At 40.5% G+C, this 22,519-nt stretch carries 20 protein-coding genes; 9 read left to right on the top strand and 11 right to left on the bottom strand.

Translation table 11 applies throughout. From position 1 onward, the window contains the following. Nucleotides 1-40: 40 nt before the first annotated feature. From MB380_RS10390 to MB380_RS10380, 3 genes are all read left to right on the top strand, one after another. Nucleotides 41-631 (top strand): RNA polymerase sigma factor, encoded by a 591-nt coding sequence (locus MB380_RS10390; protein ID WP_101727062.1) that lies wholly within the window; start codon nt 41-43, stop codon nt 629-631. Between the two features lie 2 nt (nt 632-633). Further along, the gene (locus MB380_RS10385; RefSeq protein WP_253535281.1) at nt 634-1,830 is read left to right on the top strand and encodes a hypothetical protein; all 1,197 of its coding nucleotides are present in this window, start codon (nt 634-636) and stop codon (nt 1,828-1,830) included. A 388-nt stretch (nt 1,831-2,218) separates the two neighbouring features. After that, entirely contained in the window at nt 2,219-2,431 is a 213-nt protein-coding gene (locus MB380_RS10380) for a T9SS type A sorting domain-containing protein (RefSeq protein ID WP_253535279.1), read from the top strand. Nucleotides 2,432-2,467: 36 nt separating this feature from the next. Here MB380_RS10380 and MB380_RS10375 read toward each other — a convergent pair whose 3' ends face one another. Then, a complete protein-coding gene (locus MB380_RS10375; RefSeq protein WP_253535276.1) occupies nt 2,468-3,349 on the bottom strand; it encodes a bifunctional 5,10-methylenetetrahydrofolate dehydrogenase/5,10-methenyltetrahydrofolate cyclohydrolase in 882 nt (293 codons plus the stop codon). Nucleotides 3,350-3,436: 87 nt separating this feature from the next. Further along, nucleotides 3,437-3,955 (bottom strand): uridine kinase, encoded by a 519-nt coding sequence (locus tag MB380_RS10370; protein ID WP_253535274.1) that lies wholly within the window; start codon nt 3,953-3,955, stop codon nt 3,437-3,439. Between the two features lie 309 nt (nt 3,956-4,264). On the opposite strand from MB380_RS10370, the gene MB380_RS10365 reads away from it, so the two are divergent. Next, entirely contained in the window at nt 4,265-5,542 is a 1,278-nt protein-coding gene (locus tag MB380_RS10365) for an amidohydrolase family protein (RefSeq protein WP_253535272.1), read from the top strand. Between the two features lie 3 nt (nt 5,543-5,545). Here the strand turns inward: MB380_RS10365 and MB380_RS10360 are convergent, their stop codons facing one another. Together MB380_RS10360 and MB380_RS10355 are read right to left on the bottom strand one after the other, a co-directional pair. Next, nucleotides 5,546-6,271, bottom strand: a complete 726-nt coding sequence (locus MB380_RS10360; RefSeq protein ID WP_253535270.1) for an N-acetylmuramoyl-L-alanine amidase-like domain-containing protein — start codon at nt 6,269-6,271, stop codon at nt 5,546-5,548. Nucleotides 6,272-6,423: 152 nt separating this feature from the next. Continuing rightward, complete coding sequence (locus MB380_RS10355; protein ID WP_253535268.1) at nt 6,424-7,713, bottom strand: aminopeptidase P N-terminal domain-containing protein; 1,290 nt, start codon at nt 7,711-7,713, stop codon at nt 6,424-6,426. Between the two features lie 141 nt (nt 7,714-7,854). Between MB380_RS10355 and MB380_RS10350 the strand changes: the two genes are divergently transcribed. Beyond that, a complete protein-coding gene (locus MB380_RS10350) occupies nt 7,855-9,432 on the top strand; it encodes a S8 family serine peptidase (RefSeq protein ID WP_253535266.1) in 1,578 nt (525 codons plus the stop codon). A gap of 116 nt (nt 9,433-9,548) precedes the next feature. Then, nucleotides 9,549-10,400 carry a sugar phosphate isomerase/epimerase gene (locus MB380_RS10345; RefSeq protein WP_253535265.1) on the top strand — a complete coding sequence of 284 codons (852 nt, stop codon included), beginning with the start codon at nt 9,549-9,551 and terminating at the stop codon, nt 10,398-10,400. A gap of 161 nt (nt 10,401-10,561) precedes the next feature. Here MB380_RS10345 and MB380_RS10340 read toward each other — a convergent pair whose 3' ends face one another. From MB380_RS10340 to MB380_RS10310, 7 genes are all read right to left on the bottom strand, one after another. After that, nucleotides 10,562-11,350: an alpha/beta hydrolase gene (locus MB380_RS10340; protein ID WP_253535264.1), complete on the bottom strand. Its 789-nt coding sequence runs from the start codon at nt 11,348-11,350 to the stop codon at nt 10,562-10,564. A gap of 129 nt (nt 11,351-11,479) precedes the next feature. Beyond that, the gene (locus MB380_RS10335) at nt 11,480-12,097 is read right to left on the bottom strand and encodes a Crp/Fnr family transcriptional regulator (protein WP_253535263.1); all 618 of its coding nucleotides are present in this window, start codon (nt 12,095-12,097) and stop codon (nt 11,480-11,482) included. Between the two features lie 57 nt (nt 12,098-12,154). After that, a complete protein-coding gene (locus tag MB380_RS10330) occupies nt 12,155-13,210 on the bottom strand; it encodes a two-component regulator propeller domain-containing protein (protein ID WP_253535262.1) in 1,056 nt (351 codons plus the stop codon). Nucleotides 13,211-13,504: 294 nt separating this feature from the next. Then, entirely contained in the window at nt 13,505-14,950 is a 1,446-nt protein-coding gene (sufB, locus tag MB380_RS10325) for a Fe-S cluster assembly protein SufB (protein ID WP_253535260.1), read from the bottom strand. A 123-nt stretch (nt 14,951-15,073) separates the two neighbouring features. Then, complete coding sequence (locus MB380_RS10320; protein ID WP_253535258.1) at nt 15,074-15,562, bottom strand: hypothetical protein; 489 nt, start codon at nt 15,560-15,562, stop codon at nt 15,074-15,076. Nucleotides 15,563-15,586: 24 nt separating this feature from the next. Then, on the bottom strand, nt 15,587-16,693 hold the full coding sequence (gene lpxB, locus MB380_RS10315; protein ID WP_253535256.1) for a lipid-A-disaccharide synthase: 1,107 nt from the start codon (nt 16,691-16,693) through the stop codon (nt 15,587-15,589). Nucleotides 16,694-16,728: 35 nt separating this feature from the next. After that, nucleotides 16,729-17,139 carry a 6-carboxytetrahydropterin synthase gene (locus MB380_RS10310; protein ID WP_253535247.1) on the bottom strand — a complete coding sequence of 137 codons (411 nt, stop codon included), beginning with the start codon at nt 17,137-17,139 and terminating at the stop codon, nt 16,729-16,731. 209 nt (nt 17,140-17,348) lie between these two features. On the opposite strand from MB380_RS10310, the gene rfaD reads away from it, so the two are divergent. The 3 genes from rfaD to MB380_RS10295 all read left to right on the top strand — a co-directional run bounded on the left by rfaD (nt 17,349) and on the right by MB380_RS10295 (nt 22,495). Beyond that, nucleotides 17,349-18,314, top strand: a complete 966-nt coding sequence (rfaD, locus tag MB380_RS10305; protein ID WP_253535245.1) for an ADP-glyceromanno-heptose 6-epimerase — start codon at nt 17,349-17,351, stop codon at nt 18,312-18,314. A gap of 155 nt (nt 18,315-18,469) precedes the next feature. Beyond that, nucleotides 18,470-20,257 carry a translation elongation factor 4 gene (lepA, locus tag MB380_RS10300; protein ID WP_253535243.1) on the top strand — a complete coding sequence of 596 codons (1,788 nt, stop codon included), beginning with the start codon at nt 18,470-18,472 and terminating at the stop codon, nt 20,255-20,257. 78 nt (nt 20,258-20,335) lie between these two features. Continuing rightward, the gene (locus MB380_RS10295; RefSeq protein WP_253535241.1) at nt 20,336-22,495 is read left to right on the top strand and encodes a hypothetical protein; all 2,160 of its coding nucleotides are present in this window, start codon (nt 20,336-20,338) and stop codon (nt 22,493-22,495) included. The last annotated feature ends 24 nt before the right edge of the window (nt 22,496-22,519 follow it).

The raw sequence follows: 22,519 nt of genomic DNA, 5'->3' as shown, positions 1-22,519 counted from the left end.
CTTGATAAAAAGCACCTGAATTTTCAAACGTAAATTTCCCATGACAACACAGACAGCAGAAATTTACTTTAAAACCTTAACCAGAAAAAAGCTATTGACCTCGAATAGTTTGATGGAGGTTGTCGAAAACTGCCTGAAAGGCAATGAAAAGGCCATGAAAATCTTCTATGAGCATTTTCATGGATTTGCATTATCTGCCTGCCTGAGTTATTGTGAAAACAGAGAAGATGCTTTGGAAATAATGAATGATGGATTTCTGAAAGTTTTCAGAAATCTGCACAAAATTGATAATATTGAGAGTATTAAGCCCTGGTTACGGCGTATAATGATTAACGGCGCCATAGATCATTACAGAAAAAATATAAATAAGCAATCGGCTGAGTTGTCTGAAAACATAGCTGAACAAAACTTCGGCGACGAATCAGTTTACGCCCGACTTTCATCTGAAGATATCATGGCGGCCGTTCAGAGTTTACCATCCAATTACCGGATTGTTTTTAATTTGTATGCTATTGAAGGATACTCTCACAAAGAAATTGCAGAAATGTTAAAGATTGCAGAAAGTACATCCAGAGCCAATTTATCGTTGGCTAATGGGCTGCTTCGTCAAAAATTAACGAAAATATTGTAGTCATGTCAGAAGAAGAAAAATTTCATCGGATAATCAGGGAGAAGCTGGATAGCTTCCAGCCGGATTATTCGCCGGAAGACTGGAAGAAAATGCAACGCAAAATAAAGATTAGTTCTTTTCTTCGCTTTGCTATTCCCGGCGCTGTTCTTATGATGGCCGGTTTGGGTTTTTACCTTTACAATAACCATGAGGTAGAAATTATACAACAAATATCGTTAGAATCACCTTTTGTAAAGCCAGAAAACAAACCGGAAAAGGTGGTTCAGCCAATGTCTAAAGACACTGAGGCTGCAGAAGAAACCGACCTGAAAAAGGTTAATCCGCCTGCTATTGCCAAAGAAATCGAGGCATCAGAAAAAAACGCTGAAAACTTTAAACCCGAAACTTTTTCGAACCTTCACATAAATAAGCTGGCCTCCAGGAAATTAACCACTACCACACCCAAAATTCATCCTGATTTGCTCGACAAGGAAATCCGGTATCTGAACGCTTCTGCCATTTCAATGAGCGACAAAATACTTCGGGTGCGCCAGTTAGGTAAAACATACGAACTTACCTCTTACCAGGCACTGGATAGAAATATTGAAAAATGGAAAAATGTAGTGATTGTGTGTGACATGACGTCGAGCATGTTTCCGTACACCACTCAGGTATTTGACTGGATAACCGAAAATGCCGACAACACCAGTGTGAAAGGAGTGGTTTTCTTTACCGATTGCGACAGCCTGGGCAACCAGACCAAAGGCAAGCTGCCCGGTAAAATGTTTATGGTAAAAGAAAAGAATGAAATGCAGTTGTGGGATGCCATGTTTGCCGCCATAAGCAATACAGAAAACAATAACGACAAACCCGAGAACAACATTGAAGCTTTATTATATGCACAAAAGCACTTTCCGGAAGCTGATGAGATTATCATGATTGCCGATAACAGTAGCCCCGTTAAAGATATGAAGCACTTATCGAAGGTTAAAAAGAAAACTCATATTATACTTTGCGGCGAAACCTATAAAAAAGACCTGGCGTTTCAGTCAGACTATGTTCAGATTGCCAAAAAGACCAACGGCAGTATTCATACCCTTGAAGATGACCTCAATAACCCCGACAACATCAAGGAAATGACAGTTATCAGGGTAGGAAAAATCTATTTTCAGTTTCAGAAAGGGAAATTCTATACTACAAAACTGATATTCAGGCCTTAGTTTTTTGCACTGTTTTCATTAGTATTTTGATTTTTGAGACCTTCCAATTCCATTTCAGCACACATACGAGTGCTTCAAAATGGCATATTCTACATTATTTTTAATGGTAAGTTCTTCAGCTTGCAGAAACGCCCAAGCTCAGTCTGTAATCTAAAAATCCCCCTTCATTTCATTAGATTTACCACAGCAGGTAACTGCTAACTTGTGCCCCTTCAATAAGTATTTTATACTAAAGCGTAAGTTAACTACAAAAAAGCGTTGAAAAAAAACAACTACTCTTGTTTAATAAATCAAAACCGTTACTTTTAGCAATAAAATACAAATAAAGATTAAACCAATGCAACTAAGTGTTGTCAAAGTTTCGTCTTAAAAGAAAAAAAATAACATCATGACTGCAGACTTTAGTAAACAATCGTTCAACACCATGAAAACAACAGCATTATTAAAAGACTCGAAGGGGAGAATCGTACAGAAACAAAATCTGGAAGCAGGCAACCAACAAGAGTTTGATGTTGAAAAGCTTAAAGATGGTATATACTTTGTTGAACTACAAACCGAAAGCGGTAAATCTATTGTTCATCAACTCTTTATCAATCATTAATATAAAAAAGAAAAGGGGCCTAAGCCCCTTTTTGGTTTATTTATAAATTTCTCTTCTGGCCGATAACAGCGTGTTGTACATCAGCGCGGCTACTGTCATAAGGCCCACGCCACCCGGTACAGGCGTAATGTAACTGCTCTTAGGCGCCACTTCGTCAAATTTCACATCTCCTTTTAGGGCAAAGCCACTTTTTTTGGTGGAGTCTACTACTCTGGTTAAGCCAACGTCTATTACCACAGCCCCTTCTTTCACCATATCGGCAGTAATAAATTCAGGTTTTCCTAATGCTGCAATCAGAATATCAGCCTGGCGCGTGATTTCAGCCAGATTCGGCGTGCGGCTATGTACCAAAGAAACCGTACAGTTGCCAGGGTACGCATTGCGCTGCATAAGAATACTCATAGGCAAACCTACTATCTGGCTGCGGCCTACTACCACACAGTGTTTACCGGCGGTTTCTATTTTATATCTTTTAATTAACTCCAATACCCCAAATGGTGTAGCAGAAATGTAGGCAGGCAACCCCTTGGCCATTCGGCCTATGTTGATAGGATGAAAACCGTCTACGTCTTTTCTGGGTTCTATGGCTTCAATTACTTTTTCAACATTTATCTGGGCAGGCAGCGGAAGCTGCACTATAAAGCCGTCAATATCTTCGTCGTCGTTCAGCTGTTGAATCACCTCCAGCAGTTCTTGTTCAGTAACACTTTCATCTCTTCTGATAAGAGTCGACTTAAAGCCTATTTCTTCGCAAGACCTGATTTTACTGGCTACATAGGTTTCACTTGAACCATTGCTGCCAACTAATATGGCCGCCAGATGCGGGGTTTTACCACCTTCTGCCTTTAGTTTTTCAACTTCTTCTTTTAACTCCTGTTTTACCTGAGCCGAAATTAATTTTCCGTCTATAAGATTCATTGAACTGATTTTTAATGAGAATGCAAAGGTCTGTTAAATAGAACAAATTCAAAAATTAATCGTTGAAAATCTAATGAAGAGCCTACGCTAGCTTTTATTGCCTTTTTGGATATACTTAATCACTTTGTCCATATCAAATTCATCTTCTCCGCTCACACCCAGCATATCTTTCACATGGGCCGATGGCTTACCGTATTTCTGAAACGACCCCCAAATATGTTCAATAAACCAGGTAGGCTCATATCCCCATCGGGTATCCATAGCTTTCCTGATCAGGAAAGTGCGTTTAGAGATTTTAACAAAGATTTTCTTGTCGTATAGCGCATTGATAGAGTCGCTATGAAAAGCGAAGAGTCCTTCGGCTATTACTACATCAAATTTCTCTTTAAACTGCACCAGCACTTCTTCAAACAATGGGAAATCAATAGAATGAGGAGACTCCCAGTCTGTCCGGTTCTTTATCTTCGGAATCTGCGTTTCCGGAAACACAAAATCGTCCTGATGAAAAACAATTACTTTTTTGCCGTTTTTCCTGAAATGGGTTACCAGAAGATTGGCCAGCGTACTTTTACCGGAGCGGCTCACCCCGCCTATACCAATAAGCATGTGATTCTTTGATTATTTCGTAAAAATGTAAAATTCAGGCAATAAAATTAAATAAAAGTTTATTTTTGAATAAAATTCAAATCAATTACCTGACCTGATACAAATGAATAAAAACAAGCTTTCATTTTATGCCAGCTACATAGCTATTACATGCGGCGTACTCATTATTTCGCTCCGTTTTTTTACACCTACAGTTACTATTTCTAATTTGGTGATGGGTCTTGTTTTTATTACCGTTGGGCTCATCGGCCTCAGACGTTTCAGGCAATAACTGCCTTTTATTACCAAACTATTCAATAAATGCATCTTATGCGACTACATTTTATTAACAGACTCATATTGTTCTCATTGTTCGTAACAGGCTCGTGCAGCCTTCTGGCACAATCTACCGTTTATCTGAAACCTGCCCGGGTTTTTGATGGTGAAAAAATATTTGAAAACTATGGTGTGTTAATAAAAAACAATAAAATAGAAAATGTTGGGTTACAGACAACCATCGAGAAAGACCTTGATAAAGACACCCGACTTATTGACCTGAAAAACTGTACACTTTTGCCAGGGCTCATTGAAGGCCACACACATTTATTTCTTCATCCTTACAACGAAACTCCTTGGGACGACCAGGTTTTAAAAGAATCGCGCTCATACAGAACTGCCAGAGCGGTAACACATGCTGAAAAAACTTTAAAAGCGGGCTTTACTACTGCCCGGGATTTGGGTACCGAAGGCGCCGAATTTGACGATGTTGGTTTAAAAAGGGCAATCAATGAAAACATTATACCGGGGCCACGATTATTGATTGCCACCAAAGCGCTGGTAGCCACCGGAAGCTATGCGCCCAAAGGGTTTGCTTCTGAAATTACTTTACCTCAAGGAGCCGAAGAAGCTGACGGCCATGATGATTTGATAAAGAAAGTAAGAAACCAGATTGGCAAAGGCGCAGATTTAATTAAAATATATGCCGACTACAGATGGGGCCTGAGAGGTGAAGCAGCACCTACTTTTACGGTTGACGAAATTAAGCTGATTGTAGCTACAGCCCGAAGTGCAGGCAGACCAACAGTTGCGCATGCCTCAACACCGGAAGGAATGCGAAGAGCCATTGAAGCCGGTGTAGAAACCATTGAGCATGGCGACAACGGCACGCCTGAAATATGGAAACTGATGGAAGAAAAAAACGTGTACTTATGCCCTACCCTTGCAGCCGGTGACGCCATTTTGCAATACAGAGGCTGGAAAAAGGGCATTGAACCTGACCCGGAACGTGTTAAGCAGAAAAAACAGACTTTTAAAGAAATTTTAAAATCAGGCGTAAAAATTTGTATGGGAGGCGATGTAGGCGTTTTTGCGCATGGCGATAACGCCCGGGAAATGGAAATGATGGTTGAATATGGTATGCAGCCTTTAGATGTGCTGAAATCAGCAACCAGTATTAATGCCGATGCTTTTCATATTGAAAAACAGGTAGGTAGAATAAAGCCCGGTTTACTGGCCGATATTTTGGTAGTAGAAGGCAACCCTGCACAAAATATACAAGCCATCAGAAATATAAAACTGGTAATGAAAGACGGAAAAATTATTGAATAGCCACTATAACAACCGCAAAACGGCTATTCCGGAGTGTTTTTTAATCCGGTTCAGGTAATCTGTTAAAGGCTCTGCCGAAATCATTACCTTTTTCATTTCCTGCGATGCATGCAGCAAATGTATCCTGCCGTTTTTACGGATAGCAAAGCCCTCATGGTTAAAATCTAACCCTTCTATATTTGATGTAATGGCAATGATGTCTCCGTCTTCAATCTGGCTCTCCATCTTTTTTACGTCAGCCTTGGGTATATAATAAAAACCATAACCGTTTAATTCAGATTCGTATCTGGTAACCTCGGCAAAGGTCTCTTGTTTCTGTAAATGCGGATACAAGCTGCGGTGCGTGGTCATGAAATCAATCAACTTGTCAGAAGGCACACCACCCATCAATTCGGTCATGTCTTGTGCAATCTTGTTTTGCTCTGCTCTTACTGCCCATTCTTTGAAATAATGCAGCCTTGAGGCATAGCCTTCAATGTTGCCACTGCGGTAGCGAAGTTTTTTAAGATATGACAAAAAAACCGGAAAATCTGAAATAGGAGAATGCCTGGTAATAGCCAGAGCCGATACCGTTTCTACGAAAGTCCAGCAATCAAAATCTTTCAGTGTACACACCAGTTGTTCATTTGCTGCGGCATCCAGCATTCCGGCCTTATAAGGCTGGCCGATAAAAGATTGCGCTATAGTAATGGCTGTTTTTGCAGTGGTTTCGCTTTTGGGCAAATCCATTTTTTGTTTAAAAATTTTTTCATCTGCGCTCTGGGCACGCAAACAAACCGGCACAAAAACCAGCAGTATAAAAACTAATATTTTTGATGAATTCAATTTTTGAAACATACAATAGGGATAATCGTTTGAGACACAAAGATAACAAAACCAGATTAGTTATTCATTAAATGCTCTATTTCATCAACGCTTATAGGTATGCCGTCCATCAGGTCAATATTTCCATGCGCGGTAATTAAAATATCATTTTCCAGCCTGATACCCAGTTTTTCTTCGGGTATATAGATGCCAGGCTCGCAGGTAAAAACCATACCGGGTTTAAATGTTTCATAACGGCTGCCCACGTCATGCACATCCAGACCCAGATGATGCGAAATACCATGCGGAAAATACTTGCGGTATAGTGGCGCCTCAGGGTCTTGCTTTGCTACTTCGTGGCGTTTTAATAAACCCAGTTCTATGAGTTCGTATTCAACTATTTTACCAGTTTCTTTTCTTAATTTTTCCATCGTATTACCACTCACAATCATTTCACGGGCGGCATACAAAATTCTCAGTACGGCCTGATACACCGCTTTCTGCCGCTCGCTGAACCTGCCATTTACGGGCAGGCAACGGGTAATATCTGCATTATAATTAGCATATTCTGCCCCAAAATCAAGCAGAACCAGGTCACCGTCTTTGCATCGTTCATTGTTGGTTACATAGTGCAACACACAGGCATTGGCGCCTGATGCAATAATGGGTTGAAAGGCATGGCCACGAGAGCGATTCATTAAAAACTCGTGCGTCAGCTCGGCTTCCAGTTCAAATTCATACACATCAGGTTTCAGAAACTTAGCCATCCGGCGTAAGCCTCCGCCAGAAATACCAATGGCTTTTTTTAACAAATCTATTTCAGCGGCTTGTTTAACAACCCTGAGCCGGCGCATTAAAGGGGCAAGCCTTTCTAATTGGTGTAGCGGAAACTGTAACTTAAAATCGTTCACAAACCGCCGCTCACGTGTCTGAAACTTCCAGTCGGCTCCATCATGCTCATTCAAGTTCAGATATACCTGCTCGGCCTCAAAAACCAGCTTACGCAGTAAGGGTTCAAAACTGTTTACCCACACCACTTTCTTTATTCCAGATATTTCGGTAGCCTGTTCTTTACTCAGTTTTTCGCCTTCCCATATTTTTATATGCTCGCTGGTTTCTCTTATCAGTAATATTTCTCTGAAATTTTCGTCCGGAAAATCCGGAAACAAAATCAGAATACTTTCTTCCTGGTCTATACCTGTTAAATAAAACAAATCGTTATTTTGTTTGAACCCCAGAGTACCGTCAGCATTGCTCGGAATGACATCGTTCGACAGAACAATGGCCATTGATTTGGGTTTTAATAAACCCTTGAGCCTTGCCCGGTTAGATGAAAAGAGAGTGGAATCAATTGGTTCGTAACGCATAAAGGGAATAAATTATGGGTAGTTTTAACTACAAGACGAATATTTTCAATTAAATTTATGTTCTGAAACGGTCTGCGGATTGTCAGTTATTTATACGACAGAATATCGGTAAGCCTATATTGCGCATTGGGTTATAAAATTATGAATTATTGCATTGGTATGGCAAGTGTACGTCAAATTTTCATATTCTTATCTTTCTTTTCTTCGTTTTCTTTTCAGGGGTTTTCACAGCATAAATATTGGGTGTTGTTTAAAGACAAAGAAACCGGCCTGCCGGCAGCGGTATCTGAGCAATGTAAAGAAAACAGAAAAACGCTTGGTATACCTGCAAGCCAGTATACTGACATACCTGTTTGCGGCAGGTATATCTCTATATTGAAGAGTTACCAAATAAGCCCCGTGAATGAGTCTCGCTGGCTCAATGGTATCTCAGCCTATCTGCTGCCTGAGCAATTGCAGGTGGTTAGAAATTTGCCTTTTGTAAGCAATGTGATACTTATAGACAGTAAATTGTATCCGGCAACCATTAATCGTTCTGAAGTTACGGATGACATACGGGTAGATTTCGCCATGAAACAGGTAGGTGTTGAAGGGTTCTTACAAACTGGCCTGAACGGAAACGGAGTAACCATTGGCGTTATTGATGCCGGGTATTATGGTGTCAGTGAGTCGCCGGCATTGGGTCATTTACTGACCGGCAACCGGATTCTGGGGGTAAGAGACTATATAAACCCCAGGAAAACAAATCACTTTGATGAACGCGAGACCGGCTCTGATTTTCATGGCACTGAGGTGCTGACTGCCATAACAGGCAAAACACATGATAATAAAATTCAGTTTGGCCTTGCCACGCAGGCGAAGTTTTATCTGGCCAGAACTGATACCGGTGGCAGGGAGTTCAGAGGTGAGGAAGACAACTGGGTAGCAGCGATGGAGTGGATGGACAGCCTGGGTGTACGATTAATTAATACCTCTTTGGGCTATGCCAAAGGTTTCTCGAATCCGAGAGAAGATTACCGACCTGAACAAATGAACGGCAACACCAGTACCATTGCCAAAGCCGCCAGAATTGCAACCGAAGAAAAAGGCATAATACTGGTGGTTTCTGCAGGGAATGAAGGCGGTGACCGCGACTGGCGTATTATATCTACCCCTGCTGATGTGGAAGGAGTAATTGCAGTTGGCGCCACCAACGAAAACGGTCTAAAAATGGGTTATAGCAGTATTGGCCCCGATTTTCTGGATTACCTGAAACCCAATGTATCTTGCTACTCATTATATGGCACATCGCTGGCCGCGCCTGTTATTACTGGCTTTGTGGCCTGTTTGCTGCAGGCGAATCCGAAGTTGACCAATAAGGCCGCTAAAAATTTCATTGAGAAATCAGCCAGCCTGTACCCATTCGGCAACAATTATATTGGCTACGGCATACCCAATGCAGCCAAAGCCCTTGACCTGATGATGAGCTCAGACAAAGAGCCGCTTGATAATAGAAATCGGGTCAGGACAGTCTCTGTACCGGAAAATGAACGTAATATTGAAATAAATGTAACACCCGGCGAAGTGGTCAGTGTTTTTCATAAAAGAACACCAACACTGGTTGTATCGCAAGATGCCAGCAAGGCCCGGCAAAACACCATTTTATTGAAACGAAATGCGCATATAAAGCACACTACCATTGTTAAAAAAGATGAAGTAATTGAAATTATCTGGCTCTGATTCCAATCATCAGAGGCACATATCTGGCTTTATTAAACATCTTTTTTAGTATATTGCCCACAGAACAAAGTCTATCAATTATCTATAATCAACCAGGGCTGGTAAGCCTTTTTACAATGAAAAAAATCGTACTATACAGTTTATTGGGTTTATTCTTATTTCATGGAACCCAAGCCCAGAAGAAGTTAATGGTTTACACTGCTCCTATCGGTTTGCAGACCTACACCTACCGAAGCATAATGCCGAAGGACGTGCCGGGTACATTAGACCTTATAAAAGCGCTGGGAATAACCGAAATTGAAGGTGGAGGTGCCAACGGATATTCATTAGAGGAATTTAAAAAAATGTGTGATGAACGCGGAATAAAGATTCCGTCGACCGGCGCAGGATATGAAGAACTACGGAAACCAGAGGAAATCGTAAAAAAAGCGAAGGCTTTGGGGTCTAAATTTGTTATGTGTGCCTGGATACCCCATAAAGGCGACAACTTTACAATTGAAGATGCCAAAAAAGCAGTAGAAGATTTTAACTATGCCGGAAAAGTGCTGAAAGAAAACGGAATAACATTTTGTTATCATGACCACGGTTATGAGTTCAGACCTTATGAAGATGGCACTTTAATGGACTACCTGATAAAGAATACCAACCCGGCTTATGTTTCGTTTGAAATGGATGTACTCTGGACCATTCATGGAGGCGGAAACCCGGTAGCACTGTTAAAGAAATATGGCAGCCGCTGGAAACTGATGCACGTAAAAGATTTGAAAAAAGGTATCAAAGGTGATTTCTCAGGTCATACGCCGTCAGAAAATGATGTGGTATTAGGCACAGGCCAGGCCGACTGGGTAAATATTTTTAAAGAAGCTAAAAAGGCGGGCATCAAGCACTTTTTTATTGAAGATGAAAGCAACAATGAGCTTATCAACGTACCCAAAAGCATTGCGTATTTGAGAGGTTTAACGGAATAATCATTCTATCCCGACTTCAGCCGCTATTACTAATAAAATACCTTTGTTTAAATAGTTGTGACCGGGGTGGCGTACCACTTCAATCACTGTTATACTGAATCAATAAAAAGCAAAGAGGAGAAACTACCCGGTCTCTCCTCTTTGCTTTTATCAATCTGAAATCATTGTTTATTTAACCACTCCAATATATAATCTGCGTCTTCTTTCCAGGTGGGTTGGCCTAACACATAGTGGTTACGGCCTTTAAATTCTTTGTAATCGAGTATTGAGCCAGACTGTTTATAAGCTTTGTAATTACGGTTATTTAAATGCGCAGGAATAATGGTGTCTAATTCACCAGAGGTTATCAGCAAAGGCGCATGAGGTTTGGCAAAGTCTACTTTAGCTGCGCTGGTTAAACCACCTCCGGCCACCGTTTTAGATTCAGGTATGGTGTATTTTTCGTAGGCTTCTTTTTGGGCCTCTAATGGCATAGTGTTTACAAACGCATATTGCCAGTCTTTAAATGACATCAGATATGTTTTTTTCAATGATGTAAACAACCCTAGCGCTTTCCAGCCAGCTTTCAGGAACGAAAATTCATAAGGAAAAACACCCAAAGGTGGCACTGGATGAATAGCAATACCGGCAGCGGCCAGACCACGGTTTACGAGTATCTGGGTAATTAAACCACCTAATGAATGCCCGATGATGATGGGTTTCTCTGGGTAACTGCTTACAATTTTAGCATAATGGTCAATCAGTTCATCCAGCGTTAATGCTGCTAAATCAGTGTCGTTGGGTTGTCTGTTTCTCAGGTCGGCAGCAGTTGGGGCGTCTTTATACGGCCATGCGGGAGCAACTGTGTTATAGCCTTTACTCTCAAAGTAACGTTGCCATTCTTCCCATGAGGAATTGTGTACAAAAGCGCCGGTAATGAATACGATGTTATTGGTTGTAATATTTTTCATTGTAGTAAAATTTAAAGTTTCTTGTTAGCGTAGTCATCGTTGACTACACCACAAAGGTCATACATGGGCATGACAATAATTTTAACCTAAGTTAAAATCGACAGAAACCTTAATTTTTTTCTGAATGAATTATTTCCCAACCAGACGTTTTCTGATACGGCTGAGAGATGGGCCCTGAATACCCAGATAAGAAGATATCTGATAGAGAGGTATTGAATTGAATATATCGGGGTGGTCTTCCAGTAATTGTAGATACCGCTGCTCCGGTTTCTGAAACAGAAAACTTTCAGTACGGTTCATCGATACCCCAAAGGCAAGCTCGGCAATGATTCTACCCAGATGCTCCCATTGATGCGATTGCCGGTATAATTTATTCAAATCATCAATATGAATGTATAATATCCGCGAGTCAGTCATCGCCTGTGTGTAGTAATTACAAGGAGTTTGTGTAATAAAACTCTTAAAAGAAACCACCACTTGATTTTTTGAGTAAAAGAAAACATTCTTTTCTTCACCGGTATCATCATCAACATAATAAGTTCTGAATACTCCGTCCAGAATAAACCCCAGATACTTACATACGTTGCGATACTCGTTATAATACTCGCCTTTTTTGTAGCTTTTCTTCTGCCAGTAAGAAGCCGAGATGCTGAATTCGTCTTCATCAATATCAGCCAGTGCTTTTAGGGCTTGAGCGAGTATTTCAAGGTCGGTAGGCATAATAGGAGTAGATACAAGGTTTATCAAAGCTACTCATTACATGCTAACCCGACAAGGTTTTCCTAAAACTTCCTTTGCAACCTATTACTTCTTATTTTTAAAGTGGGTAATGATTTTTCCATCAAATCGGCGTACGCCATCTAAAGCGCCAAACCAGATGCTTCCATCATGCGCTTCTAAAATGCCGAAAATCATGCCTGTATTAGCCTCAAATTCTGGATTTATTTTGGATACAGTTGGCTTTTGATTGGATAAAGATTTAGCCTCATATCGGGCAAGCTCCCATCTTCTGGTATAACCATTTTGTGCGCTCGTCCAGATGTTTCCATTTTTATCTTCATAAATAAACCCTACAAAATCTTTTGTGAAATTGGTAAATACTTTGCCTCCGGCCTTGAGTGCACCTGATGGTTCATAGCGCCAAAGACCATCTTTCCCACCAAGCCAGATATTCCCCTTTTTGTCTTCAATTATCGAGCGGACATTCGTAAATGTTTCACCATTGTTGGTAAGTACAGTAAATTTATTGCCATCATAAACGTAAGCATTGCCTCTTGTACCAAACCAGAATTTCCCTGTTTTGTCCTCAATGATAGCATTCACATCATTATCGTCTTTATTAGCATTTGGTAATCCGCCATTCGGTTTATAATTCTGAAACGCTCTCCCATCGTAGCGGCTTGCACCACCTAACGTACCAAACCACATATTACCTCTCTTATCTTCATAACTATAAGGAACACTGTCATTGACAAGTCCATCCTTAGTTGTAAAATTCCGAAAAGATTTCTCACCTGCCGAGGGGTTATAATAATAAACACCAGAACCAATGGACGTGAACCAGAAATTCCCTTTTCTATCTTCTGTAACAGAAAAAAAACGGGCAGAGCTTACATCCTTTATAATATTAGTAAAAGATTTTCCATCATACCGATAAACCCCATCAAACGCAGCAAACCAGATGTTGCCCTTTTTGTCTTGCTTGATTGTCCGGTTAATAGTGCTGGGTACATTAGATGTAAGTATCTCTTTTGTTTCAATATTGCTGTTAACTATAAACAGGTCTGACCTGATTTGTGCTTTGCATAAAGTGCCGGAAACTAGCATCAACAAAAGATAGAGGTGTAGAAATTTTGTCATTTTCCTTATTTATTAGGGGTTTAACAAATCTAGAGGTTTTTGCACTTAGCTTTGTCGAAACACATGTAAAAAAAGGTTAATGAAATGTTAATCTTTTCGTAGAGCCACACTACGTGTGGCTTCAATGGTATATCTACACCTTTAAATCAATTTTGTGTGACAAAACCAATTCCTGAATGTCCAAATTCTGCGATAAGCCGCAAGCATTGCGGCTCTACCAGAATACCAACAAAAAACCTCTCTGCATTTTGCAAAGAGGTTCTCATATAATTTGAAACGCAGAATCTATTCTGATTACCCAACACTACCTTCTAACGAAATTTCCAATAGTTTTTGTGCTTCTACTGCAAATTCCATTGGCAATTGGTTCAATACCTCTTTCACATATCCGTTTACAATTAAGGCAACGGCCTGTTCGGTAGGTATACCACGCTGGTTACAGTAAAACAACTGGTCTTCGCCTATTTTTGAGGTAGTGGCCTCATGCTCCACAGAAGCCGATGAATTGTTTACTTCAATATAAGGGAAAGTATGCGCTCCGCAACGGTCACCTAGCAGCAATGAATCACATTGTGAGAAGTTACGTGCATTTTGCGCTCTTTTCGAAATGTCTACCAATCCTCTATATGAGTTCTGGCTTCTACCCGCCGATATACCCTTCGATACAATACGGCTCTTGGTGTTTTTACCGATGTGTATCATCTTGGTTCCGGTATCTGCCTGTTGCATATTATTGGTTACAGCCACCGAATAAAACTCACCGATTGAGTTATCGCCACGCAGAATAACTGATGGGTATTTCCAGGTAATGGCTGACCCGGTTTCAACCTGTGTCCATGATATTTTAGAACCTTCGCCAAAACACAAGCCGCGTTTGGTAACAAAGTTATAAATACCACCTTTACCCTCTTTATCGCCCGGGTACCAGTTTTGAACGGTAGAGTATTTCACCTCGCTGTCTTTATGGGCAAAAATTTCAACCACGGCAGCGTGCAATTGGTTTTCGTCACGCTGAGGGGCAGTACAACCTTCAAGATAGCTTACGTAGGCGCCTTCTTCGGCTACTATCAACGTACGTTCAAACTGGCCTGTACCGGCAGCATTGATACGGAAATACGTTGAAAGCTCCATTGGGCAGCGTACCCCCTTTGGAATGTAACAAAACGAGCCGTCAGAAAAAACCGCGGCATTTAAAGCCGAATAAAAATTATCTTTAACCGGAACAACAGAACCCAGATATTTCTGAACCAGCTCCGGGTGCTCCTGAATAGCTTCTGACATTGAGCAGAAAATAATTCCCATTTCTTTCAGCTTTACCTTAAAGGTGGTAGCCACTGAAACAGAATCAATCACGGCATCAACTGCTACACCAGACAGGCGCTCCTGCTCTTTTAAAGAAATACCCAGACGCTCAAAAGTACGGCGCAACTCGGGGTCTATCTCATCAAGGCTATTGATTACCTTTGTCTGCTTAGGTGCTGAATAATACTTAATAGACTGAAAATCAACAGGTTGATACTTTACATTAGGCCATTGGGGTTCGGTCATGGTTTGCCAGGTCCTGAACGCGTTCAAGCGCCATTGCAGCATCCATTCAGGCTCGTTCTTCTTTCCAGAAATAGCACGAACCACACCTTCATCTAAACCTGCCGGAACCTCATCAGCTTCAATATCTGTATAAAACCCGTATTTATATTCAGAGGTTGTTAATTCTTCTAATAATTCTAAGTCCTTACTCATGTATTTTTGCTTTATGCTCTGTTAGGCTAACACCGGTTAAGCAATATTTGTTCGCAAATTTAGCCTTAATAGCAATAAGATGCGCTTTTTTATTAAATTATTATGATAACATACCGTTTTAACCTATTTAACAGCCTGGAAAGTGGCAACAAGCTGGTATTTGGTACCTTTATAATCAATATTTGTTTTGCCGGTAAACACATTGTCTGAGAGGTCAACAATTTCAAAAACGGTATCCTTGAGTTCAACACCCAAAAATACAATTCTGTCAATCTTAAACTTGGTTTCATTATCAGTAAAGCTCCAGTTTGAACTCAGAATTAAATCTGGGTCTGCGGCATTACATTTTGATGCGCCTTCCCTGAGCTCATAAGTACCGTTTACTGCAAACACCAGCAGGTTATCTGTTATACATGCTTGTTGGGTAGACACCAGATCAATTTTGGCATCTGTGGTAATACTGGCCTCGGCTTTGGTGATTTTCCAGGATTTTGAAGAGGTGCCGGCCATCAATTCAGTTCTTGACTTAAGCACAGTTTCTTTTTTGTCTTTACACGACCAAATGGCCAGCATACCCAATACCATTACAAATACTATTTTGTGGAGTTTCATTGTCTTTCAATAATTTATGATAAATCAGTTTTTTAAAATTTCAACTATTCTTTTACCCGTTTGTGCTGATGCCCCTGCACTACCTAATATCGCCCTTATTCTTTTGTAGTCAGCCAGTTGAGTATCTCTTTCGTGCGACTTTACAACAACTTTCTTTATTTCAGTAGCAATATTATCTGGTGTCAGCTCATCCTGAATCAACTCTCTTACGGCTTCTTTTTCTGCAATCAGATTAACTAATGAAATATACGGCACTCTGATTAACCTGCTGGCTATACTATAAGATAACCAACTTGTTTTATAACACACCACTTGTGGCACGCCAAACAAGGCGGTTTCGAGGGTAGCCGTACCAGAAGTTACCATTGCGGCCTGCGCATGTGTCAGCAAATCATAGGTCTGGTCTGTTATCAGGCTTACCTCATGCCCCAGAAACTTTTCATAAAATTCGGCAGGTAAATTACCTACCCCAGCTATAACGAACTGGTATCCCTGAAATTGCTCTTTGGTTGCAACCATCAGTTCAAGCATTTTTTCAACTTCCTGCCGTCTGCTACCCGGCAGTAAAGCAATTATTTTCTTTTCTTCCAGTTGGTTTTGTTTCAGAAAATCAGGGTTTGGTTTAAAAGCTGCAATGGCATCAAACAACGGATTACCAACAAACTCAACTTCATAGTTGTACTTGCGAAAGAAATCTACTTCGAACGGAAAAATGACAAATAACTTATCAATATTTTTTTTCAGCTGCAAAGCACGGCTTTGGTTCCAGGCCCAAACCTTTGGCGATATATAATAGAACAGTTTATACCCTTTTGGTTTTGCCCATTTGGCTATCCGCATATTAAATCCGGCGTAGTCAACCAACACAATGCCATCGGGTTTAAATTCGTCAATCTGCTTTTTACACAAACTAAAAAAGCCAAGAATTTTGGGCAGATTGGCCAGCACTTCTGCAAACCCCATAAATGCCAGGTCTTTATAATGCATCAATACTTCTGCCCCGGCCTCCTGCATGTAGTCTCCACCCCAACCTTTTATCACAGCCTGTGCATCTGCCTGTCTGATAGCTTTAATCAGATTTGATGCGTGCAAATCTCCTGAGCGTTCACCTGCTATAATAAAGTATTTCATAATTATCAGTATTGAAGACCTTCAGAAGCCGGAAATCAGTCGCCGAAGTACTCAACATAATGGTTAGGTGTTTCTATCAGTTTTACACAGTGCAAAGTAGTATTGTATTTTTCTTTCAGTACCGGTGCCAGAATTTTCCAGATTTCAACGGCAAAGATTTCTGTTGTCGGATACTTCCCTTTCAAAAAAGGCACATCTTCATTCAAAAAAGTATGGTCTACCTTATCCGTTACCTCGCTTTTCATTACCTTACTTAAATCTTTCAGATCCATCACAAAACCTGTATTGGGGTCTATTTCGCCTTTCACGGTTACAACCAGCTCCCAGTTGTGCCCGTGTATGTTTGAACACAAACCAAAAACCTCTCTGTTTTTTTCGTCCGACCACTCCGCATTCCATAATCTGTGAGCAGCGTTGAATCGCTCACGCCTGGTTATATAAATCATATTAGTTATTATTACTCACACCGCCTGTTCAGGACGGGGCATTCTTCAAAAATTTTACAAAAATATCACCAAAAAAACATTAACACATTGCTGCTAAAGTGGTTCCGGGGTATATTCTTTAAAAAGTGCAATTTAATCAAAGTTAAGTCTATGGATTTACGTTTAGGAATGCATTAAATTTGCAATCTAATAACACTACTTAAAGTTCTATGATAATTGTTACGGGTGCCGCTGGTTTTATTGGAAGCTGTTTGATACAACGGTTGAATCAAGATGGCTTTAATTTTATCATTGCGGTTGACGACTTTTCTAATCCGCTGAAAATGAACAATTTAGCGAACAAGAAAATTCAGGAATTTGTTCACCGTGACGTTTTCTTTGAATGGCTTGATAAAAATCAGGCTGAAGTTGAGTTTTGTTTTCATATTGGCGCACGTACAGACACCACAGAATTTGATCAGGAAATTTTCAATAAACTGAACCTGAACTATTCAAAGCAAATATGGAAAAAGTGCCATCAATACCAGATTCCTCTGGTATACGCCTCATCTGCTGCCACCTATGGTAACGGAGAATTTGGGTACGATGATAATGAGCTGCTGATTCCGCAATTAAAACCTTTGAACCCCTACGGCGAATCAAAAAATGATTTCGACAAATGGGCTCTTACACAAAAAGAATCGCCTTTCTTCTGGGCTGGTCTTAAATTCTTCAATGTTTTTGGGCCGAATGAATATCACAAAGGCAGAATGGCCTCGGTTATATTTCATTCTTATAATCAGATTAATGCCACAGGGGGTATAAAGTTGTTTAAATCTCACCGTGCCGATTATAACGATGGTGAACAAATGCGCGATTTCATATACGTAAAAGATTTAATTGATGTGCTTATTTATCTGATGCACTCGCGCCGTAACTCGGGTATTTATAACCTGGGCACAGGCAAAGCGCGTACCTTTCTGGATCTGGCCAAGGCAACTTTCGCTGCGTTGAACCTTGAACCACAGATAGAATTTATAGATACACCCGCCGACATACGCGATAAATATCAGTATTTTACTCAGGCAAATATGAGCAAGCTGCGCATGATTGGTTTCAAAAAACCTTTTACTTCACTGGAAGACGCAGTGCACGACTACGTGAGTAACTATCTGGTTGGAGATAAATATCTATAGAATCTTCATTTTATCCTCTTTTTCTTACTATTTTTGCGAACAAATGTATCGGTTACAGATTTCTGATATATCTATCAGCATTTTTGTATCGAATCAAACACAGGCGGGCTTTAAAACCAGAGGCACTGCCAATCTTATCCGGAACTTAACAGTAAATGAAAAATATTCGCAATTTTTGCATTATTGCACACATTGACCACGGCAAAAGTACACTTGCCGACCGCCTTCTTCAATCTACCAATACTATTTCAGACCGTGATATGCAAGCCCAGGTGCTTGATGATATGGACCTTGAAAGAGAACGCGGTATAACCATCAAGAGCCACGCTATTCAGATGAACTACACGTTTGAAGGCGAACAATACATATTAAATCTTATAGATACCCCCGGTCACGTCGATTTCAGTTACGAGGTTTCACGTTCTATTGCCGCCTGTGAGGGCGCGCTTCTGGTGGTTGATGCGTCGCAGGGTATAGAGGCACAAACCATCAGTAACCTATTTCTGGCTCTGGACCATGACCTGGAGATAATACCTGTTTTAAATAAAATTGACCTCCCCGGCGCAATGCCAGAGGAAGTTAAAGACCAAATTGTTGACCTGATTGGCTGCGACAGAGATTCTATTATTCCGGCAAGTGCGAAAGAAGGAATTGGGATCAATGAAATTCTTGAAGCCATTATTAAACGTATAAAAGCGCCGGCGGGGAATCCGAAGGCAGAGCTGCAGGCACTTATTTTCGACTCTCAGTTTAATTCATACCGTGGTATAGAGGTTATTTTCCGTGTAAAGAACGGCCGTATCAGTAAAGGCGACAAAGTAAAATTTGTGGCTACCGGTAAAGAGTACATTGCCGATGAAGTTGGTATTCTTAAACTTCAGAAAGAAGCCAGAGACTTTGTTGACTGCGGAGACGTTGGTTACATTATTTCAGGTATAAAGGTGGCCAAAGAAGTAAAAGTGGGTGATACCATTACTCATGCTGAAAACCCTACCAAAGAAGCCATTAAAGGTTTTGAAGAGGTAAAGCCTATGGTTTTTGCAGGTATTTATCCGGTTGAGACTTCAGAGTTTGAAGACCTGAGAGAAGCCATGGAAAAACTTCAGCTGAATGATGCCGCCCTTATTTGGGAGCCTGAAACATCAGCAGCCTTAGGTTTTGGTTTCAGGTGCGGTTTCCTGGGTATGCTTCACATGGAAATTGTGCAGGAGCGCCTGGAACGTGAGTTTGATATGACTGTATTGACCACCGTGCCGTCGGTGCGTTTCAATGTAATTGATAAAAAAGGCGATACGCTGGAGGTTTCAGCGCCGTCTGAAATGCCAGACCCCAACTATATTGACTGGATTGAGGAACCGTTCATCAATGCCCAGATTATTACAGCCGCCGACTACGTGGGCCCGATTATGGGTTTATGTATGGAAAAAAGAGGTATCCTGAAAAACCAGGTTTACCTGACAGCCACACGCGTGGAGCTTACTTTTGAAATGCCGCTTTCAGAAGTTGTATTTGATTTCTTCGACAAACTAAAAACCATATCCAGAGGCTATGCCTCGCTTGATTATCATCTGATTGGCTATCGTGAGTCTAACCTTGTTAAACTGGATATTTTGCTTAATGGTGAACCGGTTGATGCTCTTTCGGCCATTGTGCACCGCGACAAGGCGTATGACTGGGGTAAAAAGCTTTGCGAAAAACTACGCGAGTTATTGCCGCGCCAGCAATTTGAAATTGCCATTCAGGCAGCCATTGGCGCTAAAATTATTGCCCGTGAAACCGTGAAAGCGCTGCGTAAAGACGTAATTGCCAAGTGTTATGGTGGCGATATTTCGCGTAAGCGTAAGCTATTGGAAAAACAGAAAAAAGGTAAAAAACGCATGCGCCAGATTGGGACCGTAGAGGTGCCGCAGGAAGCATTTATGGCAGTATTAAAAATCAGCTGATAAAAGCGTGTCCGGGCAACGCTTTGGCGTTGATGCACCTGTAGTTCTGGTATGTGAGATAAAAATTCTTAAACACGTATGCCCATTCTATTAGGATTTATTAATATAATAGGTTTGTTTCTCTATTTCAGAGATAGTAAAGATAATGGAAACAGGGTTTCATTCATTAAGTCGCTGCTTACCTTTTCGGTGTTTGTATTTCTGGTTACAGAGGTGTCAGCGTTTTTTAACTGCCTCAACTCCGTTTTTTTAATTATATCTTACCTTTCGTTCGCCTTGTTTCTATGCGGGGTAGTTTTTTTAAAGAAGAAATGGGCTTTTGTTCATTTAAGCAATATTAGCCTTACGCAGTACTTATCAGGCTTTAATGCTTTATTTTTCGTTTTCCTTTTCCTTGTTCTCGGGTTTCTTACTTTTTATGTAACCCCTAATAATACAGATGCCTTAAATTATCATCTTGCCAGGGCTGACTTCTGGATACAAAACCAGAACCTGCAGCATTACCCTACCACTTCCCCCTTTCAGCTATATTACAACGTTTTGTCGGAGTATTTTCTTTTGCACACCCTGGTGCTGGCCGGCGGAGATTACTTTGTCAATGCAGTGCAGTTTGTGTCAATGGCTGGCTCATTAGTGGCTGCTTCTCTTATAGGGCATGTATGGGGGCTAAGCAAAAAAGGGCAAGGTCTTGCAGCCATCCTTGTTTTCAGTATTCCAATGGGGGTTTTGCAATCAACCACCAGCCAGAACGACTACCTGGCAAGTTTTTATTTCATTTGCTTTTTATTTTTTGGCAGTTTAATTTTTAAAAATAAAACCACAATACCCGACAGGCAATTCTACTGGGCCATTGTAGCCCTTATGCTCGGCGGCTTTACAAAATATACTACTTTTATATATAGCATAGGGTTTATTTTATTGTATGCAGTGTTTGTTTTCAAAAACAACTGGAAAGCAGCCCTCAAAATCGGGTTTATTTCAGTAGGCTTGTTTCTCTTAACCTTTTCCGCTTTCTTTTATCGCAATTTCATAGTTTTTGGTAACATCCTGATGCCCTCTCCCGGCAGTTTATTATACTATAATTATAGAAATGAACAAGCAGGTTTAAAAGTTACGCTGTCTAATCTTTCAAAAATTGTTGGTAACCATATCGGTCTGCCTTTTAACTCCTGGAATTACGCCTACGACGGTTTCATTCAGGGTTTTCATCAGTTTATAGGTTATGACCTCAACAATCAGGCGTCAACGTTTGCCACATATAATACGCTTTTTTCTATCGGAGAAGATTTCTCAGGCAATTTTATTCATTTCTTTCTGATTCTCTTTTGTGCCTGTTGGTTTGTTTATCCTAAAAACAGACAGTCACAGGTTAAGAAAACCGTGCTAGTTTATTTTACGCTGGCCGTTATTGGTTTAATAAGCTATGCCAGTATTTTTAAATGGCAAACCTTTCATTCGCGTACTCAATTACCATTTTTTATAGGTGTAATGCCTGTTGCAGCGTTTATTGGCATGCAGGTAATAAAAAACAGAAACAGGCTATTGAATACCCTAATTACCTTATTGTTGATTTCCACACTTCCGTTTGTTTTTTGCAATACGCTTAAACCAATTATACCGGCTGCCTATTTTTTTAAGAAAGCCCTTGTGTATGTACCACACACCATTGGAGGCCGGGAGTCTGAACTTGGTGAAAAAGAATATAAAGAATTAACCGGAAAAGGATATTATACCAAAACCACTAGCCAGGACTTCGCCAATGTGGCTTATCAGATAAAGCCGAATGTGAGTCTGGCTGAACGCAAGGAAATATTCAGGATTCTTGACCGTACAGCATATTATGATTTTGCCAGACATAATATTTTTGAACGTAAAAAATGGAAACAGGGATATTTTACATTTGACGATAAAACCTACAAAGCTTTTAACGGAATATTTGCCAGCTTAAGAAACAATGACCATAATCTGGGCTTAGCGCTGGAAACCAACTGGGTTCATCCTTTTTTTATGTATGGTAAAAGCAAATACGGTAACAGTTTCAGGTTTGAGTACGTAAAATATCCGCCAGAACTCAAGGCTATACCCAATGCGCAAAAATCTTTTACGTATAGCGCGCTGGTAACTAACGATTCACTGATCATCAATAAATTGGCACCGGTAACAGCAGAAAAGAAGCAATTTGATAATATGACGCTCCTATTGCTGCAAAAGCCTGTAAATGAAGTATTTTACAAATAAAAATAAAGGCAGCAAAGAGCCGTA

This window comes from Emticicia sp. 21SJ11W-3 (assembly GCF_024138715.1).
GTDB lineage: Bacteria > Bacteroidota > Bacteroidia > Cytophagales > Spirosomataceae > Emticicia > Emticicia fluvialis.
This window is presented reverse-complemented; position numbering and strand designations above follow the sequence as displayed.

Excerpts from the sequence above, each read along its gene's own strand:
- lpxB (WP_253535256.1), bottom strand. The coding sequence starts at position 16,693 with ATGAAATACTTTATTATAGCAGGTGAACGCTCAGGAGATTTGCACGCA.
- MB380_RS10350 (WP_253535266.1), top strand. The coding sequence starts at position 7,855 with ATGAATTATTGCATTGGTATGGCAAGTGTACGTCAAATTTTCATATTC.
- MB380_RS10310 (WP_253535247.1), bottom strand. The coding sequence starts at position 17,139 with ATGATTTATATAACCAGGCGTGAGCGATTCAACGCTGCTCACAGATTA.
- MB380_RS10330 (WP_253535262.1), bottom strand. The coding sequence starts at position 13,210 with ATGACAAAATTTCTACACCTCTATCTTTTGTTGATGCTAGTTTCCGGC.
- MB380_RS10380 (WP_253535279.1), top strand. The coding sequence starts at position 2,219 with ATGACTGCAGACTTTAGTAAACAATCGTTCAACACCATGAAAACAACA.
- MB380_RS10385 (WP_253535281.1), top strand. The coding sequence starts at position 634 with ATGTCAGAAGAAGAAAAATTTCATCGGATAATCAGGGAGAAGCTGGAT.
- sufB (WP_253535260.1), bottom strand. The coding sequence starts at position 14,950 with ATGAGTAAGGACTTAGAATTATTAGAAGAATTAACAACCTCTGAATAT.
- MB380_RS10320 (WP_253535258.1), bottom strand. The coding sequence starts at position 15,562 with ATGAAACTCCACAAAATAGTATTTGTAATGGTATTGGGTATGCTGGCC.
- MB380_RS10355 (WP_253535268.1), bottom strand. The coding sequence starts at position 7,713 with ATGCGTTACGAACCAATTGATTCCACTCTCTTTTCATCTAACCGGGCA.
- MB380_RS10370 (WP_253535274.1), bottom strand. The coding sequence starts at position 3,955 with ATGCTTATTGGTATAGGCGGGGTGAGCCGCTCCGGTAAAAGTACGCTG.
- MB380_RS10390 (WP_101727062.1), top strand. The coding sequence starts at position 41 with ATGACAACACAGACAGCAGAAATTTACTTTAAAACCTTAACCAGAAAA.
- MB380_RS10295 (WP_253535241.1), top strand. The coding sequence starts at position 20,336 with ATGCCCATTCTATTAGGATTTATTAATATAATAGGTTTGTTTCTCTAT.
- MB380_RS10365 (WP_253535272.1), top strand. The coding sequence starts at position 4,265 with ATGCGACTACATTTTATTAACAGACTCATATTGTTCTCATTGTTCGTA.
- MB380_RS10340 (WP_253535264.1), bottom strand. The coding sequence starts at position 11,350 with ATGAAAAATATTACAACCAATAACATCGTATTCATTACCGGCGCTTTT.
- MB380_RS10345 (WP_253535265.1), top strand. The coding sequence starts at position 9,549 with ATGAAAAAAATCGTACTATACAGTTTATTGGGTTTATTCTTATTTCAT.
- MB380_RS10360 (WP_253535270.1), bottom strand. The coding sequence starts at position 6,271 with ATGGATTTGCCCAAAAGCGAAACCACTGCAAAAACAGCCATTACTATA.
- lepA (WP_253535243.1), top strand. The coding sequence starts at position 18,470 with ATGAAAAATATTCGCAATTTTTGCATTATTGCACACATTGACCACGGC.
- MB380_RS10375 (WP_253535276.1), bottom strand. The coding sequence starts at position 3,349 with ATGAATCTTATAGACGGAAAATTAATTTCGGCTCAGGTAAAACAGGAG.
- rfaD (WP_253535245.1), top strand. The coding sequence starts at position 17,349 with ATGATAATTGTTACGGGTGCCGCTGGTTTTATTGGAAGCTGTTTGATA.